Source organism: Delftia sp. K82 (genome assembly GCF_002193035.1).
In the GTDB taxonomy this organism is placed as follows: Bacteria; Pseudomonadota; Gammaproteobacteria; order Burkholderiales; family Burkholderiaceae_C; genus Comamonas; species Comamonas acidovorans.
This window is the reverse complement of record NZ_MYFL01000001.1, coordinates 21,984-45,812: the sequence shown is the minus strand read 5'-3', so window position 1 is coordinate 45,812 and position 23,829 is coordinate 21,984. Positions and strand designations below refer to the sequence as shown.

Here is a 23,829-nt window from a genome sequence, read left to right as displayed (position 1 = left end):
GGCCCTTCCTCGGTGTCCCTGGCTTTTCGGGCGCGCCGGTTTCATGGGCTATGGGTAACGCACAGCGCCAGGGATCACTGGCTCGTGCTCAACGCGAGGCCTTGCGCCGCGCGTCCAGGCTCCAGCGCGCCACGGGCGCCAGCATCAGCTGCACGAATCCCCCGGCGATCGCCAGGTTCTTCAGGAACTGCACCAGCTGGCCCTTGTCGCCGAACTGGTTGTGGAACATCAGCGCCGACATGACGCTGAACACGGCCATCACGGCCGCGGCCTCGCGGGTGCGCCAGCCCAGCAGCAGGGCCGTGGCCACGCCCAGCTCCACCACCAGCGCCATGGCATACGACAGCATGGGCAGCGGCAGACCCGCCTTGGCGATATAGGCCATGGTGCCCTCCGGCCCCATCAGCTTGCCGATGCCGCTGTAGATGAACAGCAGGCTCAGCAGCACCCGGGCCAGCAGCGGTGCGAAGTCGGCCCAGGGCGATGCTGCGGCGTGGGCAGCGCGATGCGTGGCGGCGCGCGTCATCGCATCAGCCCGGGACACGGCCGGAACCCTGGCCTTCGGCCGCCTTCACCGAGCCGCCCAGGCGCTGTACTTCGGCCAGGTACTCGGGGCCGCTGCGCATGCGCTGGTACTGGGCCAGGCGCTGCTGGTAGTCGGCATCCCAGTGGTTCACGTCGGACTCGCGGTAGACGTTGAGGCCGGCGCGGTTCCACAGGGCCAGGTCGGCCTGAACCTCGGCGCGCGACAGCGCGGGGCCGGAAGCGACGGGCTCGGCGCCGAACCAGGTTTCTGCAGATACCGTGGCGGCCGGTGCGGCCGAGGCCATGCCCGACCACAAGGCGGAGGAAAGGGAAACGATGGCGAAGAGGGTCTTTGCGTGCTTCATGGCGAATCCTTTGTCAAATCCTGCAGCGCGTGATTGCGTTCTGCATGGCTGCAGTCTCGTCTTCGCCCGCCTGCGCGTCAGTGCCTAAACGCACAGCTTTGCGCAAACTCTCCGGCTCCCACGCTCACGGCCACTGCAGGCCGGGCCGCGCCACATGCAGGGCCGGCAAGGGCTCGGAGCGCCCGCGCACCTGCACCTGCCGGATTTCGCCCAGGCCATCGGCCACGCCCGCGCGGCGCGCCACCTCCAGCGACAGCACCAGCCGCGCCTGGGCGCTCTTGGTGTATTCCTGCAGGCGGCTGGCCGTGTTGACCACTTCGCCCACGGCCGTGAAGGTGGTGGTGTGCTCGAAGCCCACGCGCCCCACGGCGGCGCGCCCCGCATGCAGGCCCATGCCGAAATCCACCGGCTGGCCGAACTGCGCCTCGAAGGTGTGGCTCCATTCCTGCATGCGCCGGTCGATGAGGGCGCTGGCCTGCACGGCCTGGCGGCAGGCCGTGTCCAGGTCGGTGTCCAGCCCGAAGATGGCCATCACGCTGTCGCCGATGAACTGGTTGGCCATGCCGCCGCTGTCGTGCACGGCCTGGCCCACGCGCTCGAAATACTGGTCCAGCACCCAGGACAGGTCCACGGGCCATTGCCGCTCGGCCAGGCCCGACCAGCGGCGCAGGTCCACGAACAGGATGGCCACCGCGCGCACTTCACGAACCTCGCGCTGCTCATCACCCCGCCCGGCCTGGGCGGCTGCCGGCGAGCGAAACAGCGGGGCCACCTGCACATCGCCCGTGGGCCGCAGCTGGCAGGCCAGCCGCACGTCCTGCGGCGCGCCCACGCGCTCCAGCGTGAGGCGCTCGTCCCGCCCCGGCGCGGGCAGGTGGGTGGCCGGGCCGGACACGCGCACCCGGCAGGTGGAGCAACGCGCCCTGCCGCCGCACAGCGACAGATGGGCAATGCCATGCTCGCGGCTGGCTTCGAGCACGCTCATGCCCTGGGCCACCTGCACGGTGCGGCCCGGATAGTGCAGCAGCACCTGGCGGGCGCCGCGCAGGCGCATGCTCCGCCACAGCCAGGGGCCGGCCAGCAGCGCGGCCAGACAGGCCAGCCAGCCCTGGCGCAGCCCGGTCGTCAGCGCGCGCAGCCACTGCGATGCCTCGGGCGAGGGGCCGGCCGGCGCTGGCAGGCCGGCCGCCGCGATCTCGCGCGCCATGGAGACGATGCCCAGCGCCGCCAGCACGGGCAGCAGCACGGCGGCCGTGAGCAGCAGCGGCTGCCAGCGCCGCCACCAGCCGCGCGCACGCAGGGCCATGTGCAGGCCCATGCAGCCATGGGTCCAGGCAGCCGTCATCAGCAGCAGCTGGATGGCCATGCTGGACGGATTCCAGGAAGAACGCACGATGCGCGCATACGAGGGGTCCACGCCCCAGGCCTCCTGCGCCAGCCGCGTGGCCGGCACGTGCAGGGCCAGCAGCAGCGGCAGGCCCAGTCCCAGCAGCAGCCGCACGGCCTCCAGCGCCGGCATGCGCAGGCTGCGCCGCCGCGCCAGCGCCTGCAGCGCCAGCCCCATGTGCGCGGCCAGCGCGCCGTAGAGCAGCAGGCTGCCGGGCAGGGATCGCCACACGCCATGGACCAGCTCGCGCACGGCCTCGGCCGTGCCCAGCGAGACCAGGCCCAGGGCGTGATTGAACAGGTGCAGCGCCGCATAGGTCCACAGCACCAGGCCGGTGGACCAGTGGAGGCTGCGCAGGGACGGCAGAGCCGGCAGAGCCGGATGAGGGACACGGGCCATGGAAAGCGATGATGCGCCCGACGGCGGAAGAAGACAGGAGAAGACCGGAAGAACGGCAGCTTGAAGGAACTTAGGCCGGGCCTGGCCGATCCAGAATCTTTGTACCTTACGCCCGCTATTGGTTCCATGGCCCACCCCACCCAGCCCTCCAGTTTCGCCCTGCGCGGCATCGCCCTGTTCGAGGGCCTGGGCAGCGCCAGCCTGGACCGCATCGCCGCCGACTGCGAATGGCGCCCTCTGCAGGCCCGCCAGCCCGTGTTCAGCCGCTGCTCCACGGGCAGCGACGTGTTCTTCCTGGTCAGCGGGCGCGTGCGCATCACCACCTATTCGCCGGGCGGGCGCGAGGTCAGCTTCCGCGACTACGGGCCCGGCGAGCACTTCGGCGACCTGGCGGCCATTGACGGCCAGGCCCGCTCCACCGATGTGGTCACCCTGGAGTCCTCGCTGCTGGCCAGCCTCTCGCGCCAGGACTTCCTGGCCCTGCTGGCGCGCGAGCCCGCCATCGCGCTGCGCATGATGGAAGGCCTGGCCGGCCTGGTGCGGCGACTGACCGACCGCGTCATGGAACTGAGCACCCTGGGCGTGCCCACGCGCCTGCACATGGAGCTGCTGCGCCTGGCGCGGGAGGCGGGCGTCTCGTCCGAGCACACGGCCCTCATCAGCCCCGTGCCTTCGCACTCGGTGCTGGCCAGCAAGATCAGCACCAACCGCGAGCAGGTCACGCGCGAGCTGGGCGCCCTCACCCGGCGCGGCCTGCTGCGCAAGGAGGGGCGCCAGGCGCTGCTGGTGACCGATGTGCGCGCACTGCAGGCGCTGATAGCGCAGGAAAGCTAGGCGGACTCCATTCGCCAGCCCTGCGGCGACCACACCAGGCGGTCGGTCAGCCCGATGGCCTGCAGAAAATCCTCGTCATGCGAGACCACGACCAGCGTGCCGGCGTAGCCGCGCAGCATGGCCTCCAGCGCCTGCAGGGAAGGCAGGTCCAGGTGGTTGCAGGGCTCGTCCAGCAGGAGCAGGGGCGCGGGCGGCTCGGCATGCAGCGCGCAGGCGAGGGCAGCCTTGAGCTGCTCGCCGCCGCTGAGCCGGCCCGCGGGCTGCTCCACCTGCCGGGCCGCCAGCCCGAGCCAGGCCAGGCGCGTGCGCAGCACATCCACGGGGGTGCCGGGGCAGGCGTCCTGCAACTGCTCCATCACTGTGCGCCCGGGCTGCAACAGGGACAGGCGCTGGTCCAGGTAGGCACAGGCCTGCATGCGGCGCACCTCGCCCGCCTGGGGCGCAAGGCGGCCCGACAGCACATCCAGCAGGCGCGTCTTGCCGCAGCCGTTGGGACCCGTCACGGCCAGGCGCTGGCCGCCGTACAGAGACAGGTTCAGGCGCGGCCCCGTGGAAAACGAAAACGGCAGCAGCACATCGTCCAGCAGCGCCACCACGTCGCAGGGAGCACCGGCCGGTGGCGGCGCCTGCATGCGGATGCCGGCCTGCAGGTCGATCTGGCGCGCCGCTTCGCGCACGCGCTGGTCCAGCGCCTCGCGCGTGTCTGCATGCTGGCGGCGCAGCCGGCCGGCCGACGCCTCGCTGCGCTCCTTTTGCCGGTCCAGCAGAATGCGCGCCTGGTTGGCCTCCTGGCCCTGGCGGCGGCCGCGCGCCTCGCGGCGCTGCTGGCGCTCCTGCTGCTCGCGCAACTGCTGCGTTTCGCGGCGCCGCTCCAGTTTGCGCTGCTCCAGCAGTTGCACCGCCGAGGCCATCTCGCGCGCCTTGGCTTCGGCATAGAAGGCGTAACCGCCGCCGTAACTGCGAAGCCCCTGCGGCGACAGCTCCACGATGCGTTCCATGCCCTGCAGCAGACTGCGGTCATGGCTGACCACGACCAGGCCACCGGGCCAGCGCTGCAGTTGCGCGGCGAGGGCCTGGCGGCTTTCGCGGTCCAGGTGGTTGCTGGGCTCGTCCAGCACCAGATGGTCGGCGCCCGACAGCAGCGCGCCCGCCAGGGCCACGCGCATGGCCTCGCCGCCGCTGAGGGCGTGGCCCGGCGTATCGGCACGCAGATGGCCCAGGCCCGCCAGCTCCAGCTGGGCCTGCAGGCGCTGGCGCAGATCCCAGCGGTCAGCCAGCCGCTCGAAGTCCCGGGCATCGCAGCTGCCGCCCTCGATGCGCGCCAGCGCCTCCAGCGCGGGCTGCAGCCCGGCCAGCGCCGCCACCGAAGGCTGGTCATGCCAGTCCGTGCGCTGGGCCAGGTACAGCACCTGCCCCGAACGCAGGCAGCGGCCCTGCGAGGGCGCATCCAGCCCGGCCAGGATGCGCGCCAGCCGCGACTTGCCCACGCCGTTGCGCCCCACCAGGCCGGTGCGGCGGTGGTCAAGGGTTTCGGAAAGATCGGAGAAAAGGGGGCTGCCATCGGGCAGCACGCAGGAAACGCCGTCGAGCGTGATCGTGGTATTCGTCATATCGCAGTTCATGGATGCCAACGCAGTTCCTTGCCGCTTTGCATGCATTGCGCGTGCGGTGGGCAGGGTCGGGAAAAGCGGGCCGCTGGGACAGCGGCAGCATCAATGGCGCATGGGACGAATACCTCCTGCAATGGCGAACGAAACCGCCATTATAAAAATCATGGGCCGTTCGTGCCGGCCACCGTGGCACCGGCGCCGCGTGCGAAGGCGCCGGCCTGCTCCGCTGGCGGCCCGGAACCGGTGGAGCCGGCGGAGCCGGCCTGCCGGGCCGGGTTCGCAGGCGCCGGTGGCGCGCAGGGATTCAAAGACTGTGCCGGCGGGCGGCCCTGAAAGCACAGGGCGTTGAGCGCGATCCAGAGAGGCATGGTTCAGGTTCCGGGGTCGGCAGCGGGCGGCGGCCGGCGCGCGCTGCCGCGCGGCCCGGCGATGCGCCGCTGCCATTCAAGGACGAAGACGAAGAAGACGGGCACGAAGAACACGGCCAGCACCGTGCCGCTGACCATGCCGCCGAACACGCCCGTGCCGATGGCGTGCTGGGTCTCGGCGCTGGCGCCCGATGCCAGCATCAGCGGCACCACGCCCAGCGCAAAGGCCAGCGAGGTCATGAGGATGGGCCGCAGCCGCAGGCGCGCGGCCTTGATGGCGGCCTCGCGCAGGTCCTGGCCTTCCTCGCGCAGCTGCTTGGCGAATTCCACGATCAGGATGGCGTTCTTGGCCGACAGGCCGATGATGGTGATCAGGCCCACCTTGAAGAACACATCGTTGGGCATGCCGCGCAGCAGCACGGCCGCCACCGCGCCCAGCAGGCCCAGGGGCACGACCAGCATCACCGACAGCGGGATGGACCAGCTCTCGTACAGCGCGGCCAGCACCAGGAAGACCACCAGCATGGACAGGGCCATGAGCAGCGGCGCCTGCGCGGCCGACTGGCGCTCCTGCAGCGACTGGCCGGTCCAGGCCACGGCAAAGCCGGGCGGCAGCTGGGCCGCCAGCCGCTCCATCTCGGCCATGGCCGCGCCGCTGGACGTGCCGGGCGCAGGCGTGCCCGAGATGCGCGATGCCAGGAAGCCCTGGTAGCGCACCAGTTGCAGCGGCGTTTCCGACCACACGGGCGTGGCGAACTCGGCCAGCGGCACCATGCCGCCCGAGGCATTGCGCACGTTCAGCCGGAGCACGTCATCGACCTGCATGCGCGCGGGCGCGTCGGCCTGCACGATGACCTGCTGCATGCGCCCGGCGTTGGGGAAGTCGTTGACGTACAGCGAGCCCATGGCCGTGGACAGCGTCTCGCTGATGGCGGCAAAGCCCACGCCCAGGGCCTGGGCCTTCTGGCGGTCGATCTCCAGCCGCACGCTGGTGCCCGAGGGCAGGCTGTCCTGGTAGGCCGAGCCCAGCACGCTGCTGCTGCCGGCCAGCGCCAGCAACTGGTCGGTGGCCGACTTGAGCGCGGCATGGCCCTGGCCGGTGCGGTCCTGCAGGTACATGGTGAAGCCCGAGGAGGTGCCCAGCTCGTCGATGGCCGGGGGCTGCAGCACCATGATGGCGCCCTCGGGCGCGTGTTCCATGGCCTTTTGCGCGAGCGAGACTTCCTCGCCTGCCGTGGCGCCGTCGCGCTGGTCCCAGTCCTTGAGCGTGGTGAAGGCCATGGCCGCGTTCGGGCCCGAGCCCGCGAAGCTGAAGCCCAGCACCGAGATGCTGGAGGCGATGCCGGGGCGCTGCGCCACATGCTCCTCATAGCGCTTGACCACGTCCAGCGTGCGCTCGGCCGTGGCATCGGCCGGCAGCTGGATGGACGCCATGAAGTAGCCCTGGTCCTCCTCGGGCAAGAAGGCCGAGGGCAGCTGGCGCAGCGCAAACACCAGGATGGCCACGATGGCCGCGAACAGCAGCATCATGCGGCCCGTGCGCCGGACCAGGCCCGTGACATGGGCCTCGTAGCGGTTCGTCAGCCGCTCGAAGCCGCGGTTGAACCAGCCGAAGAAGCCCTTCTTCTCGTGGTGGCCTGCCGCCACCGGCTTGAGCAAGGTGGCGCACAGCGCCGGCGTCAGGCTCAGGGCCAGGAAGGCCGAGAACAGGATGGACACGGCCATGGACAGCGTGAACTGCTGGTAGATCACGCCCACCGAGCCGCTGGCGAACGCCATGGGAATGAACACTGCCGTCAGCACCAGGGTGATGCCGATGATGGCGCCCGTGATCTCCTTCATGGCCTTGAGCGTGGCATCGCGCGGGGACAGGCCTTCCTCGGCCATGAGGCGCTCCACGTTCTCCACCACCACGATGGCGTCGTCCACGATGATGCCGATGGCCAGCACCATGCCGAACATGGTCAGCACGTTGATGGAAAAGCCCGCCACCAGCATCACGGCGAAGGTGCCCAGCAGCGCCACGGGCGCCACGATGGCCGGGATCAGCGTGTAGCGCAGGTTCTGCAGGAACAGGTACATCACCAGGAAGACCAGCACCATGGCCTCGACCAGGGTCTGCACCACCTTCTCGATGGAGATCTTGACGAAGGGCGCGGTATTGAACGAGATGGTGTGCTCCATGCCCCTCGGCAGGATGGAGGCCAGCTCGGCCATGCGCTTTTGCACGGCGGCGGCCGTGCGCACGGCATTGGCGCCCGGCGACAGCTGCACGGCGGCGCTGGTGGCGGGCTTGCCGTCCTCGCGGTTGGAGAAGGCATAGGACTGCGCACCCAGCTCCACGCGCGCCACGTCGCCCAGCACCAGGCGGGAGCCGTCGGCATGGGCGCGCAGCACGATGGCCGCGAACTGCTCGGGCGAGGTCAGCTGGCCCTGCACGGTGAGCGGCGTGGTCACGCGCTGGCCCGGGGCGATGGGCGCATCGCCCACGCGGCCCGGGGCGATCTGCATGTTCTGCTGCTGGATGGCCTGGGTGAGGTCGCCCATGGACAGCCCGTAGGAGATCAGCTTGGCCGGATCGACCCAGACGCGCATGGCGCGCTCGGTGCCGAACAGCTGCACGCGGCCCACGCCCTCGATGCGCCGCAGCTCCTCGACGATATTGCGCGCCATGTAGTCATTGAGTGCCAGCTCGTCGAACTCGCCGCCCGGCGAGATCAGGCCCACCAGCAGCAGAAAGCTCGACGTGGCCGACTCCACCTGCAGGCCGTTCTGGCGCACGGCCTGAGGCAGGCGCGGCTCCACGGCCTTGATGCGGTTTTGCACATCCACCTGGGCCAGCTCGGGGTTGGTGCCGGGCTTGAAGGTGGCCTTGATCTCGGCCGAGCCCGAGGTGTCCACCGAGGACTCGAAGTACAGCAGGTGGCGGACGCTGGACAGCTCGCGCTCGATCAGCGAGACCACGGAGTCATTGAGCGTCTTGGGCGTGGCGCCCGGATAGGTGGCATACAGGCTCACCGTGGGCGGCGCCACCGTGGGATAGCGCGAGATCGGCAATTGCGGAATGGCAAGCACGCCCAGCAGCACGATGAACAACGCGATGACCCAGGCAAAGACGGGCCGGTGAATGAAGAACTGTGGCATGGACGCGAGGTCTGGTTTTCAATGCACGCCAGGGCGCGCTGCGGAAAAAATACGGCGCCTGGCGCCGACACATCTGAGGGGCCATCCGGATGCAAATCCAGATTGCCAGGAGGCATGGGGATGGAGGAAACTCCTGCCGGTGCGGCTTCGGCCTGCGGCGTGTTGCCGCCAGGGCCATTCATCCATGGAGCCGCTGCAAAGCTAACAGCTCTCCCACCCGCTCATACGGCATTGCCGCTGTGACTTCATATTCAGGGATTTGTTTCGCATGCCGGCCAATTGCGGCGGCACAGGGAAACAGCTTGCGTTCTTTCGATGGCATTTCGGCCCGGGAAATGTGGAAGAACGATGGAGATGAACACAGCCCCCGCCGCGACCCCAAAATGGCTTCTATCATTGCCCAGCCCTTGCCTTTCCAGCCATCGACATCGCTCATCCTCGTTGCCGAGGACGAGCCCGAGATCGCAGACATCCTGTGCGCCTACCTGGCCCGCAGCGACCTGCGCACCGTGCATGCCGCCGATGGCCAGCAGGCCCTTGAACTGCACCACCACTTGAAACCCGATCTCGTACTTCTCGACGTGCAGATGCCACGCCTCGACGGCTGGCAGGTGCTGTCCGAAATCCGCCGGCGCGGCGACACGCCCGTCATCATGCTCACCGCCCTCAACCAGGACGTGGACAAGCTCATCGGCCTGCGCATTGGCGCGGACGACTACGTGGGCAAGCCCTTCAACGCGGCCGAGGTCGTGGCGCGCGTGCAGGCCGTGCTGCGCCGCTGCGGCCAGGCCCAGCGCCGCGATACCAAGCTGCTGCAGGCCGGCCCCTTTCGCGTGGACCTGGACAGCCGCGAGGTCAGCGTGCAGGTGCAGGGCGCCACGCATGTGCCCGAACTCACCGTGACCGAATTCAATCTGCTGGCCAGCCTGGTGCGTTCGCCCCGGCGCGTGTTCAGCCGCGCCGAACTGCTGCTGAGCTGCCTGCCCGAAGGCCACACGCTGGAACGCACCGTGGACAGCCACATCAGCAAGCTGCGCAAGAAACTCGAAGGCCTGGGCCTGCAGGGCATGCCCGACAGCGTGCGCAGCGTGGGCTACCGGCTGGGGATGGACCCATGAGCGCCGCACAGGCCGCAGGCCGGGGAGTGCCGTCATGAGCGCAGCGGCCGGGCTGCGCCGGCAGGTGGTGCTGACCATGTCGGCCGTCACGCTGGCCGTGGTGGTGCTGTGCGTGCTGGGCTCGTACGCCTTCTATGCGCTGCTGCTGACCTTTCACCCGGCCAGCGTCTCCGACGGCTGGATGCCCTCCAGCGTGGAGCTGGCCTGGGTGCTGCTGACCCTGGTGGTGGCCATGCTGATTGCCATCTTCGTGGCCACGCGGCTGTCGCGGCGCATCCTGCCCTCGCTGGACTCGGTGGCCATCAGCCTGCGCCAGCTGGCCGAGGGCGACCTGTCGGCGCGCGCCAGCACGGACGACAGCGCGCTGCACGAGGCCGCGCAGCTGGTGCACGACTTCAACAGCCTGGCCCGGCGCCTGGAAGGCATGGCGCAGGAACGCGCCTTCTGGAGCGCGGCCATCGCCCATGAGCTGCGCACGCCCGTGACCATTCTCAGCGGGCGGCTGCAGGGACTGTCCGACGGCGTCTTCCTGCCCAGCAAGGACATGCTGGCCAGCCTGATGACCCAGGTCGAGGGGCTGACCCGCCTGATCGACGACCTGCGCCTTCTGGGCCTGCAGGAAAACGGCCATCTGCAACTGCAGCTGCGCCAGACCTGCCTGGCGGGCGAGGTGCGCTCGGTGGCCCTGGCCGTGGGACCGGCGCTGGAGCAGGCGGGCCTGCAGCTGGCGATGGAGCTCGATGACCAGCCCGTGGTCTGCGACCCCGTGCGCATACGCCAGGCCCTGCTGGCCCTGCTGGAAAACGCCATGCAATATGCCCAGCCCGGCCCCCTGCTGGTGGCCGCGCGCGTGCGCCACGGCCTGTGCACCGTGCGCGTGGAAGACAGCGGCCCCGGCGTGGCGGCGGACCTTGCGCCGCGCATCTTCGACGCCTTCCAGCGCGGTGAAGGCGCCCGCAGCCGAAGGAATGCCAGCGTGGGTGCAGGCAACGGCAGCGGACTGGGCCTGGCCGTGGTGCAGGCCATTGCCCAGGCCCATGGCGGGCGGGCGCAGTGCCTGCCGGGCGAGCGTGGCGGCGCGCTGTTCGAGCTGAGCTGGCCGGCCTGACCTCGTCAAAGCCGCAGATCAGCCTGCGAAATCATCGGCCCGCACATGGCGTGCGTCCCAGGCGGCGGCCAGCGCAGCGGCCCGGCCCAGGCGCACGCGGCCCGATTCAAAGTCCACGATGCCCGCCTCCTGCGCCGCCGCAGGCCGCGCGGGCCGCTCGCGCGTGCGGCCGTCGGTGAGCAGCCACAGCCAGCCCTGGCAGGAGGCCTCTGCGCCGCAATGGCGCTGCAGCAACTGGCCCGCCTGCTCCACGGCCGCCTGCAGCGGCGTGCCGCCGCCCCCGCCAATGGGAGCGATCCAGTCGTCATTCCAGGCAGCAGCCTTGCGCGGCGGCAGGCGCAATTCCACGCGCGTGCCCGCAAAACAGATCAGCGCCACCTGCTCGCGGCGGCGGTAGGCCTCTTCCATCAGCGACAGCAGCACGCCCTTGGCCCGCGCCAGTGCACCGCTGCCGGCCATGGAGGCCGAGCAATCGAGCACAAAGCAATGCAGCCGCGTGGCCTGCGGCGGCTCGCGGCGGCGCTGCAGATGTTCAGGCGCCAGGGCCTGGGCGCCGCGCGCGGCCAGCGTGCGCGTCCAGTCCCAGCTGCCGGTGGGCGGCCCGCTTTGCGCCTGGGCCAGCCGGGGCTGGCCTGCCGCCTGCTGGCCCGCCCCCGCAGCCCTTGCCTGTGGCGTGGGGCCGCGGGGGCTCAGGCTTTTTTTGTGGCGGGCGCTCCCGCCTTTGCGGCCTCGCGGGCCAGCAATGAGGGCACGGCGACACGCAGCAGGCCCACGGGCTCGGGCGGCATGGCGCCCCAGTCGGCCTCGGAGGGCGGGCTGTCGCCTGCGCCGTTGGCCGTGGATTCTGCAGGCGGCCGGCTTTGTGCCGGCGGATTCGATGGCGCTTGCTGTGGTGATTGCTGCTGTGGCTGTGGCTGTGGATGCGGTGCCCCCGGCTTGCGGCGGTGCACCAGCACCAGCTCGGCCACGGCCTGCACATGGTCGGGCCTGACCTCGGCGTCGCCCAGCCAGGCGGCCCAGGCGCGGGCGGCGCGCAGCAGCACCAGGTCGGCGCGCAGGCCGTCCACCTGGGCGGCAATGCACAGCGCGCCTGCGGCCTGCAGCACCGCGTCGGACCAGGGCAGCGCGCCGGCCGGCTGCAGGCGCTCGCGTGCCGTGCGCAGCTGCGCAGCCAGCGCGGCCTGGGCGTCTGCATGGCGGGCGCGGAAGGCGGCCGGGTCGGCATCGAACAACAGCCGCGCGCGCACGATGGCCTGGCGCTGGGCCGCATCCTCCACATTGGCCAGGCGCACGCACAGGCCCAGGCGGTCCAGCAGCTGCGGGCGCAGCTGGCCTTCCTCGGGGTTCATGGTGCCCACCAGCACGAAGCGCGCCGCGTGGCGGTGCGAGATGCCGTCGCGCTCGACCACGTTGACGCCGCTGGCGGCGGCATCCAGCAGCACATCGACCAGGGCATCGGGCAGCAGGTTGATCTCGTCCACATAGAGCACGCCGCCATGGGCGCGCGCCAGCAGGCCGGGCGCGAATTTGAGTGCATGGCCGGCCATGGCCTGGCCCAGGTCCAGCGAGCCGGCCAGATGCTCCAGCGAGGCGCCCAGCGGCAGCGTGACGAAGGGCGCGGCATCGATGAGCTCGGCCAGCGCCCGCGCTGCCGTGGACTTGGCCGTGCCGCGCGGCCCCTCGATCAGCACGCCGCCCAGTTGCGGGTCGATGGCGGCCAGCAGCAGCGCCTGGCACAGCAGGGGCTGGCCCGCGATGGCGGCAAAGGGAAACAGCGGCGGCAGCGCGGGCTGGGCGCCGCTGCCCAGGTCAGGGGAGGCGGTCATCCGCGCAATCCTTCGAGGTGGTTTTCATGTTCCAGCAGCAGGTCTTCCAGCTGCTGGCGATAGTCGCCGGGCTGCTCCCACAGGCCGCGCTGCATGGCTTCGAGCAGGCGCTCCAGCATGTCGCGCAGAGCCTGCGGATTGTGCTGCACGAGAAAGTCCCGCGTGGCCGCATCCAGCACATAGGCGTCGGCCACCAGGGCGTACTGGTGGTCGCCCACCTGCTGCGTGGTGGCATCGAAGCCGAAGAGATAGTCCACCGTGGCCGCCATCTCGAAGGCGCCCTTGTAGCCGTGGCGCTTGGCGCCGTCCATCCACTTGGGATTGGTGACGCGCGAGCGCACCACGCGCGCAATCTCTTCCTTGAGCGAGCGCACGCGCGGCTGGGCCGGGTTGGCGTGGTCGCCGTGGTAGAGCGCGGGCTGGCGGCCCGAGAGGTGGCGCACGGCCGAGGCCATGCCGCCCTGGAACTGGAAGTAGTCGCCCGAGTCGAGGATGTCGTGCTCGCGGCTGTCCTGGTTGTGGGCCACCACGTCGAGCTCGCCCAGGCGGCGGCGCAGCGCGTCGCCTGCGGGCACGCCCTCGGCGTCCTGGCCGTAGGCGTGCTGGCTCCAGCCCAGGTAGGCCTGGGCCAGGTCGGCATCGCCCTGCCAGTCGCTGCTCTGGAACAGTCCGCCCAGGCCCGATCCATAGTGGCCGGGCGGCGCGCCGAACACGCGCCAGCCGGCCTGCAGGCGGGCCTGCACGGCGTCCATGCCCTGTGCATGCAGCTGCTCGGCCTCGGCCAGGATGCGCGCGCGTATGGGGTTGTCCTCGGCGTCCTCGTCCAGCGCGGCCACGGCCTGCACGGCCGCGTCGAACATCTGCACGGCGCCCGGGAAGGCATCGCGGAAAAAGCCCGAGATGCGCAGCGTCACATCCACGCGCGGCCGGCCCATGCCCACGCGCGGCACCACCTCGAAGTCCACCACGCGCTGGCTGCCGGGCGCCCACTTGGGGCGCACGCCGATCAGCGCAAAGGCCTGGGCGATGTCGTCGCCGCCCGTGCGCATGGTGGCCGTGCCCCAGACCGACAGGCCCAGGGTGCGCGGGTACTCGCCATGCTCCTGCAGATAGCGCTCCAGCAGCCTGAGCGTGGCCTGCTGGCCCAGCTCCCAGGCGGCCTGGGTGGGAATGGCGCGCGTGTCCAGCGTGTAGAAATTGCGCCCCGTGGGCAGCACGTCGGGCCGCCCGCGCGAGGGCGATCCGCTGGGCCCGGGCGGCACGAAGCGGCCCTGCAGGCCGCGCAGCAGCTGGCGCAGTTCCTCGCCGCCGCAGGCATCCAGCGCGGGTGCCAGCACGGCATGCACCTGCGCCAGCGCGGCGCGCGTCTGCGGCCAGTCACCACCCGGGGCCTCGCCTTCCAGCAGTTGCTGGGCCAGCAGCTCCAGGCGCTCGCGCGTGTCGCCCTCATGGCGCCAGGGCTCGTCGCTCACGGCCTGCAGTGCGGCGGGGCGCGCGCCGACCCAGGGGCGTGCGGGCTCCATGCGCAGCGGGTCGAACCCGGGGCTGTCCAGCAGGTCGGCGGCCAGCGCCTGTATCAGGCCCTGGCCTTCGTCCGACGGAAAACGCGCCAGCGCCAGCAGCGTGTCGCGGCGCTGGCGCCCTTGCGGCGAGGCGCCGAAGACATGCAGGCCGTCGCGGATCTGGGTTTCCTTGAGCTCGCACAGGTAGGCGTCTATGCGTTCGAGCACGGCATCGTCGTCCTGCGCGGCACCGGGCGCCAGGTCCAGCTCCTGGTCCAGGTGCTGGCGGCGCACGATGTCCAGGATCTGGCGGCGCAGCAGCGCGCCGCGCCGCGCATCGACCAGCAGGGCGTCGTAGTACTCGTCCACCAGGCGCTCCAGGTCCTGCAGCGGGCCGTGGTTTTCGGCGCGCGTCAGCGGCGGCATCAGGTGGTCGATGATCACGGCCTGGCTGCGGCGCTTGGCCTGGGCGCCTTCGCCGGGATCGTTGACGATGAAGGGGTACAGGTGCGGCAGCGGGCCCAGGATGGCATCGGGCCAGCACGCACCCGACAGCGCCAGGCTCTTGCCCGGCAGCCATTCGAGGTTGCCATGCTTGCCCACGTGGACCATGGCGTCCACGGCAAAGCGGTCGCGCAGCCAGAAGTAGAAGGCCAGGTAGCTATGGGGCGGCACCAGCTCGGCATCGTGGTAGCTCGCATAGTCCTGCGCGCCCATGCCTTTACCGACCAATGCACGCGCCGGCTGTATGCCGACAAAGACATGGCCCAGGCGCAGGCCCGCGATCATGAAGCGGCCCTGGCGCAGCAACGGGTCGGCCTCGGGCGCGCCCCAGCGCGCCGTGATGGCGTCGGCCATTCCGTCCGGCAGCGCGGCCAGGCGCGCCAGGTACTCGTCCAGCGCATAGCTTTGCCAGGCCGGGCGCAGCGGCCACTGGGCAGGGTCGTTGGCAATGCCCTGCTGCAGGGTGTGCATCAGCGCCTGGCCATCGGCGGGCAGCTGCGCGGGGTCGCCCAGCTCGTGCCCTTCGGCAGCCAGGTGCTGCAGGATGGCGATCACGGAGGCTGGCGTATCCAGCCCCACGCCGCTGCCGATGCGGCCTTCGCTGCCCGGATAGTTGGCCAGCACCAGGGCCAGGCGCTTGTCGCGCGCGGGCAGGCTGCGCAGGCGGCACCAGCGCCAGGCCAGGTCGGCCACGAAGTCCACGCGGTCGGGCTCGGGCTGGTAGGCCACCACGTCGGCCTGGGTGAAGGCGCAGCGGTGGGACAGGCCCTTGAAGCTGATGGCGCGCGTGATGATGCGGCCATCCATCTCGGGCAGCACCACCTGCATGGCGATGTCGCGCGGGCGCAGGCCCTGGCTGTCGGCCCACCAGTCCTCGCGGTTTCCGCCGCTGGCAATGACCTGCAGCACGGGCGCATCGCCGGCCAGGGCCGTGCCCGATTCCAGCGCCGAGAACGCCGTGGTGTTGAGCACCAGCTGCACGGCATGGTCTTCGCAGAGCTGGCGCAGCGTGGCCAGGCACAGCGGGTCCTTGAGCGAGTCCAGCGCCACGGGCAGCGGGTTCATGCCGCGCTGCTGCAGCGACAGGGCCATGGCGTCGAAGGCCGCCGTATTGCCCGCCAGCAGGTGGGAGCGGTAGAACACCAGGGCCACCGTGGGCGCGCCCGGCGTCCAGGCGCGCTGCAGGTCGTCGATGCCGGCCACGTCATGGGCATGGACCTGGGCCTGGGCATGGCTCCTGGCAGCGACCAGCGCCGGGGGAACGTGGACAGCCGCCTGCGGCAGGGTGCGCGGCGGCAGCGGCGCATCGCCCCGGTCCAGCCCGTGGTAGACGGTGGCCTTGAGGAATTCGCGCGCATTTGCCGCGCCGCCCGAGCGCAGGTACTGCCACAGCTGGCGGCAGGCTGCGGCCGGCAGCGTGCTGCGCGCCAGCAGGTGCGGGTCTTCCTGCAGGTCACCCGAGAACATGGCCAGGCGCTGCCCCTTGCGGCGCGCCAGCGAGCCGATCTGCTCGATGCCGTAGGGCCAGGCCGATTCCGAGCCCAGGTGGTCCACGATGACCACGCGCGCATGGCGCAGCACCTCGTCCACATACAGGTCCAGCGAGGCCGGCTGGCGCAGGTACAGCAGATTGGCCAGCCGCACCGAGGGAAAGTCCGCCGACGCCCCGGCCAGCGCGGCCACGGCCGAGGACAGCAGGGCCAGCGTGGTGTCGGCCGAGCTCAGGATGACGATGTCGGCCGGCGTCTGGTCGAGGCGGGTGACGATGCTCTCGTCCTCGACAAAGCCGCCGGGGCGCGTGGACAGCAGGTGCATGGAACAGGTTTCAGTGCGGAATCGGAAGGTCAGGCGGCCACATTCTCCAGGCCCTTGCGCAGCGCTGCTTCGTCAAGGTCTTGCCCGATGAACACCAGGCGCGTGCCGCGTGCCTCGCCCTCGCGCCAGGCGCGGTCGAAATGGTGGTCGAAGCGGCGGCCCACGCCCTGCAGCAGCCAGCGCATGGGCTTGCCCGGGATCTCTGCAAAGCCCTTGACGCGCAGGATGCTGTGCTGCTCCACCAGCGTCTCCAGCGCGGCCAGCAGGCGGTCGCGGTCCACGGCGGGCAGGTCGATCACGTAGGAGTCGAAGTCGTCGTGGTCATGGTCCTCGTCGTGGTCGTGGTGGCTCACGCGCTGGTCGATGGTGGTCTCGGCCGCCTTGGCCAGGCCCAGCACCACGTCCAGCGGCAGGCGGCCCTGGGACGATTGCACGATCTTGACCTCGGGCGGCAGCTCCTCGCGCACCAGGGCGGTCACGCGCGCCAGGGCCTCGGCATCGGCCAGGTCGGTCTTGTTGAGCACCACCAGGTCGGCCGCGCCCAGCTGGTCCTCGAAGAGTTCGTGCAGCGGCGATTCATGGTCCAGGTTGGGGTCGGCGCGGCGCAGCTCGTCCACGGCCTGGGGATTGGCGGCGAACTGGCCGCTGGCGGCCGCCGGCGTATCCACCACAGTGACCACCGCATCCACGGTGAACACGTTGGCGATCTCGGGCCACTGGAAGGCCTGGACCAGGGGCTTGGGCAGGGCCAGGCCCGAGGTCTCGATGATCACGGCGTCGATCTGGTCGCGGCGCTCGGCCAGCGCGCGCATCACGGGGAAGAACTCTTCCTGCACCGTGCAGCACATGCAGCCGTTGGCCAGCTCGTACAGCGCGCCTTCGCGCTCGTTGCCCTCGTCGTCGCAGCCGATGCCGCAGCCCTTGAGGATCTCGCCGTCGATGCCCAACTCGCCGAACTCGTTGACGATGACCGCGATGCGCCGGCCGCCCGCGTTGTCCAGGATGTGGCGCAGCAGCGTGGTCTTGCCGCTGCCCAGGAAGCCGGTGACGATGGTGGCGGGAATCTTGGCGGTTTGCATGGAAGGTTCTCCAGAAAAAAGAGGAAGTCAGACGGTGGCGAAAGGCACGGCGCTGCGCAATGAAGGGAGAACCTCCTGCGCAAACAGTTCCATGCCGGCGAGGGCCTGGGCATCGCTCCACAGGCCGTTGGCGTTGAAGACGCAGCGCAGCTGGCCAATGCCCGTGCGCTCGCGCAAGGCGGTGATCTGCGCATGGCACTGCTCGGGCGTGCCATGGATGAATTGCTCGGCCAGCACGCGCGGCACATCGATGGGCAGCACCTGGTCGGCCGGCACGCCGCGCTTGCCCGCAAAGTACACGCGCCGCTGGTACAGCTGCGGCCACAGCGTGGCCAGCTGGGCCTGCACGGCGGCCTCATCGGCACCGATGCAGACATAGCGCGCCAGCGATGAACGCGCACGCAGCGCGGCGGCATCGCGCACGCGTTCCTGCGCGGCCGCCTCCAGGCGTTCCAGCTGCGTGCCTTCGGGCGGCTCCAGGCTCAGCAGCAGGGGCAGATTCTGATCGACGGCAAAGCCCAGGGTCTCTGCCGTGGAGCCGGCCACATACAAGGGAGGATGCGGACGCTGCACGGTCGAAGGCAGGGCGGGCCGGTCCTCGAAGCGCCAGGGCCCCTGCCCCGCTGCGATGGGCTTTCCGGACAGCGCCTCCACCAGGATGCGGCAGGACTGCTCGAAGCGTTCGCGCGTGCTGTCCGCATCGATCTGCAGGGCGCGCAGCGCGGCCGGCTCCGTGCCCCTGCCAACGCCCACGTCGATGCGGCCGGCGCTTTGCAGGTCCAGCTGGGCAATCTCCTCGGCCAGCATCAGCGGATGGTGCAGCGGCAGCACCAGCACCGAGGTGCCCACGCGCAGCCGCTCGGTGCGCGCCAGCACGGCGGCGGCCAGCAGCAGGGGCGAGGGATAGGGCCAGGCGGTATCGGGCACGCGGAATTCGTTGAACCACACGCCCTGGAAACCCAGGCGCTCGGCGCGCTCGAACAGCGCCAGGAATTCACGGTGCCCGCCGCGCGTGGCGTCGCGCGTCCAGCCGGCCAGATCGATGCGCATGGGGTCAGTTCTCCTGTTTCAGCCGCGCGCGCAGCAAGGTTTGCGGAGGTGCGTCGATGCGCTCGAAATCCACGCCGAACACGGCATCCAGCCCCGGCGCATGCAGCAGATCGGCAGGGGCTCCATCGAGCGCAATGCGCCCCTGGTCCAGCACGATGACGCGCCCGAAGTGCGCCAGCGCCAGGTCCAGGTCATGCATGACCACCAGCACCAGCCGCTCGCGCCCACGCTGCGCCAGCGCCTGCACCAGGGCCAGGCGGTGGCGCACGTCCAGCGCGGCGCCGGGCTCGTCGGCCAGCAGCACGGGCGGGTCGGTGGCCAGCACGGTGGCCAGCAGGGCACGCGCCTGCTCGCCGCCGGACAGCGTGGACCAGCGCCTGCGCGTGAAATCCTGCAGCCCGGCGCCTGCAATGGCCGCCTCGACATCACCCCGACCCGCCAGCCGCATGTGCATGAGCTCGGCCAGCGTCAGGTCCCAGTGCGGCGCAAAGCGCTGCGGCATGTAGCCCATGCGGCGTGCGCGCTCGGCCACGGGCAGGGTTGCAATGTCTTGCCCGTCCAGCAGCACGCTGCCGGATGCAGGCGCCTGCAGCCCCGCCAGCAGGGACAGCAGGCTGGACTTGCCCGCGNNCCCCGACCCGCCAGCCGCATGTGCATGAGCTCGGCCAGCGTCAGGTCCCAGTGCGGCGCAAAGCGCTGCGGCATGTAGCCCATGCGGCGTGCGCGCTCGGCCACGGGCAGGGTTGCAATGTCTTGCCCGTCCAGCAGCACGCTGCCGGATGCAGGCGCCTGCAGCCCCGCCAGCAGGGACAGCAGGCTGGACTTGCCCGCGCCATTGGGCCCCACCAGGGCCACGGCACCGCATGCGGGCAGCTGCAGCGAGACGGCGTCGAGCACGCTGCGGCCACGGTGGCGCAGCGTGAGGAACCGGGCCTGCAGGCGTGGTGGGGCGCAAGGGATGGCACCGTTCATGCGGACCTCAGCCTGCGCGCCAGCAGCACGATGAAGAAGGGCCCGCCCGCCACGGCCGTGACCAGGCCCAGCGGGATTTCGGCCGGCGGCAGCACGCTGCGCGCAATGGCATCGGCCAGCGTGACGATGATGGCGCCCGTGAGCGCCGACGCCGGCAGGGCCGCGCGGTGCAGCGGTCCCGCCATCCAGCGCGCGATGTGCGGCGCAGCCAGCCCCACGAAGGCCACCAGCCCGCCATAGGCCACGGCCACGGCCACCACCAGCGAGCCGGCCAGCACGGCCAGCGGCGTGAAGCGCGCCACATCCAGGCCGAAGCCCTGGGCCGCATCGGCACCCAGGCCCAGCAGGTCCAGCCCGCGCGCCAGCGCCATGGCCCCGGCCAGGCAGGCCAGGGAGGCGCCGGCCAGCAGGCCCAGCCCGCCCCAGGACGGCGTCTGTATGCCGCCCAGCACCCAACTGAGCACCACCTGCAGGCTCACCGTCTCATCGGACAGCGCCAGCATCAGGAACGAGCGCAGCGCGCCCAGCACGGCCGCCAGCGCCACGCCGGCCAGCAGCATGCCGGCCGCATCGGTGGCACCGGCCACGCGCGAGACGGCCAGCACCAGCACGGTCGAACCCCAGGCGCCCGCAAAGGCCAGCACGGGCAGCGTCCAGGCCTGGGACAGGCCGAACAATAGATGCATGGGAACCAGCAGGGCGACAGTCGCCCCCAGCGCCGCGCCGCCCGAGGCGCCCAGAAGATAGGGCTCGGCCAGCGGATTGCGGAATACGCCCTGGAAGATGGCGCCCGACAGGCCCAGCAGCGCGCCCACCAGGGCGGCTGCCAGCACGCGCGGCACGCGCCACTGCAGCAGCAGCCGGCTGCGCAGGCTGTCTTCGCCGCCCAGCGCGGCCAGCAGGTCGGCCGGGCTGGCCCACTGGTGGCCCGCGCAGGCGGCAATCAGCAGGCTGGCCAGCAGCAGCAGGACCGCACCGGCCCAGGGGCGCCACGCAGGTGGATGTGAAAGGGAATTCATGCGGCCTCCCCGGCCCAGGCCTCAGGGTGCAGCCAGCGCGAGAGCTTTTCCACGCCGCCAAAGGTGCGCGGCCCGGGAATCAGGAACTCGGCACGCGCCACCGTGGTGGCCCGGCCGCCGCGCACGGCACGCAGGTCGCGCCAGCCGCGCTGGCCGATCAGGTCCTGCATGGCCTCCTGGGTGCCTGCGAACAGCAGCACGTCGGGGTCGGCGGCCAGCACGGCCTCGGGCGAGACCTGGGGCACCGTGCCCAGGCCGTCCAGCGCGAACGCGGCGCCCGCGCGCACCATGGCCTCTCCCGTATAGGTGCCCGGCCGGGCCGCCAGCAGCATGCCGTTGCCCAGCCGGCCCGTGACCATGAGCGCGCGCGGCCGGGGCTGGCCGGCCACCAGCCGGTCCACGCGCAGCAGCCGCGCTTCCTGCGCCAGGGCCAGCGCCTGGCCGCGCGGCTGCACGCCCGTGGCGCGGGCCACCAGGCGCAGGTTGTCCATCACCTCGGCCAGCGAGCGGCTGAGCAGCACCATCACCGGCACGCCGATGCGCTCCATGGGATCGACCAGCTGGTGCGCCGCCTGGCGCGCGGGCGTGACGATGACCAGGTCCGGCTGGCGCGCCACCACGGCGTCCACCGAGAACCCCAGCCGCCCGCCCACCTTGGGAATGCGCTCCACGCCCGGTGGAAAGCGCGTGAAATCCTCCACGCCCACCACGCGGTCCAGCAGGCCCAGCGCGGCCACCAGCTCGGTATTGGAGGCAAAGATGGAGACGATGCGCTGCGGCGGCGCGGCAATCTCCACGCGCCGGCCCAGCGCATCCTGCAGCACCACCGGCCCGCCTGCAGCGACGGTGTCGGCCCAGGCCGCGGGCAGGCCGCAGGCCAGGGCCGCCGCCGCGCCCTGGCGCAGCAACTGGCGGCGCGTGGTGCTGGATTGCCTCATGCCGTGGTCCTCAAAACTCTGCCTGGAGGCCGACCATGAGTTCGCGGCCCGCCATCGACGTTCCGCAGCCGCCGTTCTGGTACGCCGGGTTGGCGATGCAGGGCGCGCGGTCCAGTGCGATGAAGATGGGATGGCGGTTCAGGTCGAACAGGTTATTGACGGCTGCGAACAGCTTGACGCCGCGCGACACGCGGTAGTCGGCCCGCAGGTTCCAGATGGTGAAGGCGCCCTTGCGGTGGATGAAGGTGCTGCTGGACTCGCCCTGCGGGATGAGCAGCGCCTCTTCCGTGTCGTACCACATGGGGCCGCGCAGCAGCGTGGACAGCTGCAGGCTCCAGTCGCCCTGCAGCCGCCCGCTGCCCTGGCCGTAGCGCACGCCGGCCGAGGCCTCGTAGCGGTACATGCGCTGCACCTTGTCGGTATTGGCCGAGGCTGGCGATCCCTTGTCGCGCATGCTGAAGTGGTAGTAGCCGCCAGCCCAGGCCTTGAGCTGGTGGCCCGTCAGGTTCAGCGCCCGCGCCAGGTCCATGTCGGCCTGCATTTCCAGGCCGCGCGCCACGATGTCGGCCGCGTTGTTGGCGTAGTCCGAGGTATTGGTCGTGGCCCCGCGCGAGACGGTGATGATGCGGTCGCTGATGGTGTTCTGGAACAGGGCCGCATCCACGCGCCAGCCGGGCTGCTGCAGGGCAGCGCCAACCTCGATCTGGCGGCCGGTCTCGGGCTTGAGGTTGGGGTTGCCGAAGGTGCGGCCACCGCCGACGGCCGTGAAGTCCGAGGCCAGCTCCGTGGCCGTGGGCGCGCGGAAACCCGTGGAGGCCGCAGCGCGCAGCGTGAGCCGGTCCGTGGCCTTCCAGGTGGCGCCGGCCGACCAGGTGTGGTTGTCGTAGTCACGCGTGCTGGCCTGGGCCAGGGCCAGGTTGGGCGTATCGTCGAAACGCGTCGTGCCCCAGGTCTTGCGCAGGCCGGCACGCAGGGTCAGGCGATCGTCGAACAGGGTCTGCGCGTCCTCGAAGTACAGCGCTTGCACCTGCTCGGTCTGGTTGTTGTCGTAGGGCGCAACCTGGCCCGCCGGGCCGCCCGGCATGGCCACGCGCAGGCGGTCGGAGCGCAGCTTGCTGCGCTCCCAGTCAAAGCCCATCAGCAGGTCATTGGTCTGGCTGACACGCAGGCGCGGCTGAAAGCGCAGGCCCGTGGCGTCCAGCTGGCGGTGGTTGTAGTCGCGCGCCGTGCCGGGCACGGCGCTGTTGCCCGAGCGGATCACGGGCGATGCCCAGTTGAACTCATCGGTATCGACCAGGCTGTAGAGGTGGGTCGTCCAGCTCAGGCGCTGGCCGGGCAGTGCGCCCTCGTAGGTCAGGTCCAGCGAGCGGTTGCTGCGGTTGTCGCGGCTGTAGATGTTGGCGCCCGATCCGCGAAAACCCGCGTTGTAGATGCCGTCCGTGCGCAGCTGCAGCTCCACGCGGTGCAGCTCGTGCAGCTGCCAGCCCAGGGCGCCGCTGGCGCCGCGCCGCTTCCAGCCCGTGTTCTCCATGCGCGTGCCGCCGTCGCCCGACTCGTAGTCGCCGCGCCCGCCTGCGCTCACGCCGAAGTACCAGTCGAAGCGGTCATTGGCGCCGGCCGTCTGCGCATCGGTGCGCCACAGGTCCCATGAACCGGCCTGGACCTGGGCACGCGTGCCGGGCGCCGTCGCCCCCGTCTTCATGATGATGTTGACCACCCCGCCCATGGCCTGGCTGCCGTAGATCACCGAGGACGGGCCGCGCACGATCTCGATGCGCTCCACATCCGAGGGGCTGAGCTTGGACAGGTTGGCCGTGCCCGCGCGCCGGCCGTTGACCAGCACCAGCACCTGGCTGCGGAAGTCGCGCCCCTGGCCGTCGGTGGAGGCGCCGCGCAGGTTCATCGAGGTCTGGGCCGCCGTCCATTCGCTGAGAAAGCCCACGGCGTTCTCGGCCAGCAGGTCGGTGACCGAGCGCGCGCTGGAGCGCTCTATGGCCTCGCGGTCGATGGTCTGCGTGGTGCCCGCGATGCGGCTGCGCGCCTCGGGCCGCGCGGTGGCGGTCACGAAGACGGCGTCCAGCGCATCGTCGGCGGAGTCCGTGGATCGGCCCGAAGTCGGCTCCTGCGCGGCGCCGGCCGCTGCAGCGCAGCTGGCCAGCAGGACGGCGGCCGCTACGGGCCACAGGCTGGAGACAAGAGGGAGAACAGAGAGAAGGCCGGAGGAATCGGCGGCCGAAGAAGCGAAGCGCATGCGTTGACCCAACTG

The 23,829-nt window shown here is 71.1% G+C and carries 18 protein-coding genes and 1 pseudogene; 3 read left to right on the top strand and 16 right to left on the bottom strand.

Annotated elements, in window-relative coordinates; genetic code table 11:
- Nucleotides 1-88 precede the first annotated feature (88 nt).
- The 3 genes from KDK82_RS00210 to KDK82_RS00200 form a co-directional block, all read right to left on the bottom strand.
- The gene (locus KDK82_RS00210) at nt 89-544 is read right to left on the bottom strand and encodes a DoxX family protein (RefSeq protein ID WP_223275169.1); all 456 of its coding nucleotides are present in this window, start codon (nt 542-544) and stop codon (nt 89-91) included.
- Nucleotides 531-890: a DUF4148 domain-containing protein gene (locus tag KDK82_RS00205; RefSeq protein WP_012207534.1), complete on the bottom strand. Its 360-nt coding sequence runs from the start codon at nt 888-890 to the stop codon at nt 531-533. Before KDK82_RS00205 ends, KDK82_RS00210 begins: the two co-directional genes overlap by 14 nt.
- Nucleotides 891-1,014: 124 nt before the next feature.
- On the bottom strand, nt 1,015-2,676 hold the full coding sequence (locus tag KDK82_RS00200; protein WP_088163630.1) for an adenylate/guanylate cyclase domain-containing protein: 1,662 nt from the start codon (nt 2,674-2,676) through the stop codon (nt 1,015-1,017).
- Nucleotides 2,677-2,802: 126 nt separating this feature from the next.
- Between KDK82_RS00200 and KDK82_RS00195 the strand changes: the two genes are divergently transcribed.
- Nucleotides 2,803-3,510, top strand: coding sequence for a Crp/Fnr family transcriptional regulator (locus KDK82_RS00195; RefSeq protein WP_088163628.1), 708 nt, complete (start codon nt 2,803-2,805; stop codon nt 3,508-3,510).
- On the opposite strand, the gene KDK82_RS00190 is transcribed toward KDK82_RS00195, so the two are convergent.
- The 3 genes from KDK82_RS00190 to KDK82_RS00185 form a co-directional block, all read right to left on the bottom strand.
- Nucleotides 3,507-5,132: an ABC-F family ATP-binding cassette domain-containing protein gene (locus tag KDK82_RS00190; protein ID WP_088163626.1), complete on the bottom strand. Its 1,626-nt coding sequence runs from the start codon at nt 5,130-5,132 to the stop codon at nt 3,507-3,509. The two genes, KDK82_RS00195 and KDK82_RS00190, sit on opposite strands and share 4 nt — an antisense overlap.
- Before the next feature lie 149 nt (nt 5,133-5,281).
- Nucleotides 5,282-5,488, bottom strand: coding sequence for a hypothetical protein (locus tag KDK82_RS31640; protein ID WP_143343368.1), 207 nt, complete (start codon nt 5,486-5,488; stop codon nt 5,282-5,284).
- A 3-nt stretch (nt 5,489-5,491) separates the two neighbouring features.
- Nucleotides 5,492-8,632 (bottom strand): efflux RND transporter permease subunit, encoded by a 3,141-nt coding sequence (locus tag KDK82_RS00185; RefSeq protein ID WP_063328382.1) that lies wholly within the window; start codon nt 8,630-8,632, stop codon nt 5,492-5,494.
- A gap of 383 nt (nt 8,633-9,015) precedes the next feature.
- Between KDK82_RS00185 and KDK82_RS00180 the strand changes: the two genes are divergently transcribed.
- Both KDK82_RS00180 and KDK82_RS00175 read left to right on the top strand, forming a co-directional pair.
- Nucleotides 9,016-9,750: a response regulator gene (locus KDK82_RS00180; RefSeq protein ID WP_175403331.1), complete on the top strand. Its 735-nt coding sequence runs from the start codon at nt 9,016-9,018 to the stop codon at nt 9,748-9,750.
- Nucleotides 9,751-9,784: 34 nt separating this feature from the next.
- On the top strand, nt 9,785-10,858 hold the full coding sequence (locus KDK82_RS00175; RefSeq protein ID WP_013800609.1) for an ATP-binding protein: 1,074 nt from the start codon (nt 9,785-9,787) through the stop codon (nt 10,856-10,858).
- Nucleotides 10,859-10,876: 18 nt separating this feature from the next.
- Here the strand turns inward: KDK82_RS00175 and KDK82_RS00170 are convergent, their stop codons facing one another.
- The 10 genes and pseudogenes from KDK82_RS00170 to KDK82_RS00125 all read right to left on the bottom strand — a co-directional run bounded on the left by KDK82_RS00170 (nt 10,877) and on the right by KDK82_RS00125 (nt 23,814).
- Nucleotides 10,877-11,338 carry a VWA domain-containing protein gene (locus tag KDK82_RS00170; protein WP_256974381.1) on the bottom strand — a complete coding sequence of 154 codons (462 nt, stop codon included), beginning with the start codon at nt 11,336-11,338 and terminating at the stop codon, nt 10,877-10,879.
- Between the two features lie 209 nt (nt 11,339-11,547).
- The gene (locus KDK82_RS00165; RefSeq protein WP_088163624.1) at nt 11,548-12,684 is read right to left on the bottom strand and encodes an ATP-binding protein; all 1,137 of its coding nucleotides are present in this window, start codon (nt 12,682-12,684) and stop codon (nt 11,548-11,550) included.
- The gene (gene cobN / locus KDK82_RS00160) at nt 12,681-16,505 is read right to left on the bottom strand and encodes a cobaltochelatase subunit CobN (protein ID WP_088163622.1); all 3,825 of its coding nucleotides are present in this window, start codon (nt 16,503-16,505) and stop codon (nt 12,681-12,683) included. Before cobN ends, KDK82_RS00165 begins: the two co-directional genes overlap by 4 nt.
- Nucleotides 16,506-16,534: 29 nt before the next feature.
- Complete coding sequence (gene cobW / locus KDK82_RS00155) at nt 16,535-17,584, bottom strand: cobalamin biosynthesis protein CobW (RefSeq protein WP_061289518.1); 1,050 nt, start codon at nt 17,582-17,584, stop codon at nt 16,535-16,537.
- 27 nt (nt 17,585-17,611) lie between these two features.
- Entirely contained in the window at nt 17,612-18,634 is a 1,023-nt protein-coding gene (locus KDK82_RS00150) for an LLM class flavin-dependent oxidoreductase (protein WP_088163620.1), read from the bottom strand.
- Nucleotides 18,635-18,638: 4 nt separating this feature from the next.
- Entirely contained in the window at nt 18,639-19,226 is a 588-nt protein-coding gene (locus KDK82_RS00145; protein ID WP_306417379.1) for an ABC transporter ATP-binding protein, read from the bottom strand.
- 101 nt (nt 19,227-19,327) lie between these two features.
- Nucleotides 19,328-19,606, bottom strand: a pseudogene (locus tag KDK82_RS33360) (ATP-binding cassette domain-containing protein); the annotation flags it as partial.
- Entirely contained in the window at nt 19,603-20,625 is a 1,023-nt protein-coding gene (locus tag KDK82_RS00135) for an iron ABC transporter permease (RefSeq protein ID WP_088163618.1), read from the bottom strand. The pseudogene KDK82_RS33360 and the gene KDK82_RS00135, both read right to left, overlap by 4 nt.
- Nucleotides 20,622-21,563, bottom strand: a complete 942-nt coding sequence (locus tag KDK82_RS00130; RefSeq protein ID WP_088163616.1) for an ABC transporter substrate-binding protein — start codon at nt 21,561-21,563, stop codon at nt 20,622-20,624. The genes KDK82_RS00135 and KDK82_RS00130 overlap by 4 nt, the downstream gene beginning before the upstream one ends.
- A gap of 10 nt (nt 21,564-21,573) precedes the next feature.
- Nucleotides 21,574-23,814 carry a TonB-dependent receptor gene (locus KDK82_RS00125; protein ID WP_088163614.1) on the bottom strand — a complete coding sequence of 747 codons (2,241 nt, stop codon included), beginning with the start codon at nt 23,812-23,814 and terminating at the stop codon, nt 21,574-21,576.
- Between the last annotated feature and the right edge of the window lie 15 nt (nt 23,815-23,829).

Coding starts and splice junctions, on each gene's coding strand:
- KDK82_RS00205 (WP_012207534.1), bottom strand. CDS start 890: ATGAAGCACGCAAAGACCCTCTTCGCCATCGTTTCCCTTTCCTCCGCC.
- KDK82_RS00200 (WP_088163630.1), bottom strand. CDS start 2,676: ATGGCCCGTGTCCCTCATCCGGCTCTGCCGGCTCTGCCGTCCCTGCGC.
- KDK82_RS00195 (WP_088163628.1), top strand. CDS start 2,803: ATGGCCCACCCCACCCAGCCCTCCAGTTTCGCCCTGCGCGGCATCGCC.
- KDK82_RS00190 (WP_088163626.1), bottom strand. CDS start 5,132: ATGAACTGCGATATGACGAATACCACGATCACGCTCGACGGCGTTTCC.
- KDK82_RS31640 (WP_143343368.1), bottom strand. CDS start 5,488: ATGCCTCTCTGGATCGCGCTCAACGCCCTGTGCTTTCAGGGCCGCCCG.
- KDK82_RS00185 (WP_063328382.1), bottom strand. CDS start 8,632: ATGCCACAGTTCTTCATTCACCGGCCCGTCTTTGCCTGGGTCATCGCG.
- KDK82_RS00180 (WP_175403331.1), top strand. CDS start 9,016: ATGGCTTCTATCATTGCCCAGCCCTTGCCTTTCCAGCCATCGACATCG.
- KDK82_RS00175 (WP_013800609.1), top strand. CDS start 9,785: ATGAGCGCAGCGGCCGGGCTGCGCCGGCAGGTGGTGCTGACCATGTCG.
- KDK82_RS00165 (WP_088163624.1), bottom strand. CDS start 12,684: ATGACCGCCTCCCCTGACCTGGGCAGCGGCGCCCAGCCCGCGCTGCCG.
- cobN (WP_088163622.1), bottom strand. CDS start 16,505: ATGCACCTGCTGTCCACGCGCCCCGGCGGCTTTGTCGAGGACGAGAGC.
- cobW (WP_061289518.1), bottom strand. CDS start 17,584: ATGCAAACCGCCAAGATTCCCGCCACCATCGTCACCGGCTTCCTGGGC.
- KDK82_RS00150 (WP_088163620.1), bottom strand. CDS start 18,634: ATGCGCATCGATCTGGCCGGCTGGACGCGCGACGCCACGCGCGGCGGG.
- KDK82_RS00135 (WP_088163618.1), bottom strand. CDS start 20,625: ATGAATTCCCTTTCACATCCACCTGCGTGGCGCCCCTGGGCCGGTGCG.
- KDK82_RS00130 (WP_088163616.1), bottom strand. CDS start 21,563: ATGAGGCAATCCAGCACCACGCGCCGCCAGTTGCTGCGCCAGGGCGCG.
- KDK82_RS00125 (WP_088163614.1), bottom strand. CDS start 23,814: ATGCGCTTCGCTTCTTCGGCCGCCGATTCCTCCGGCCTTCTCTCTGTT.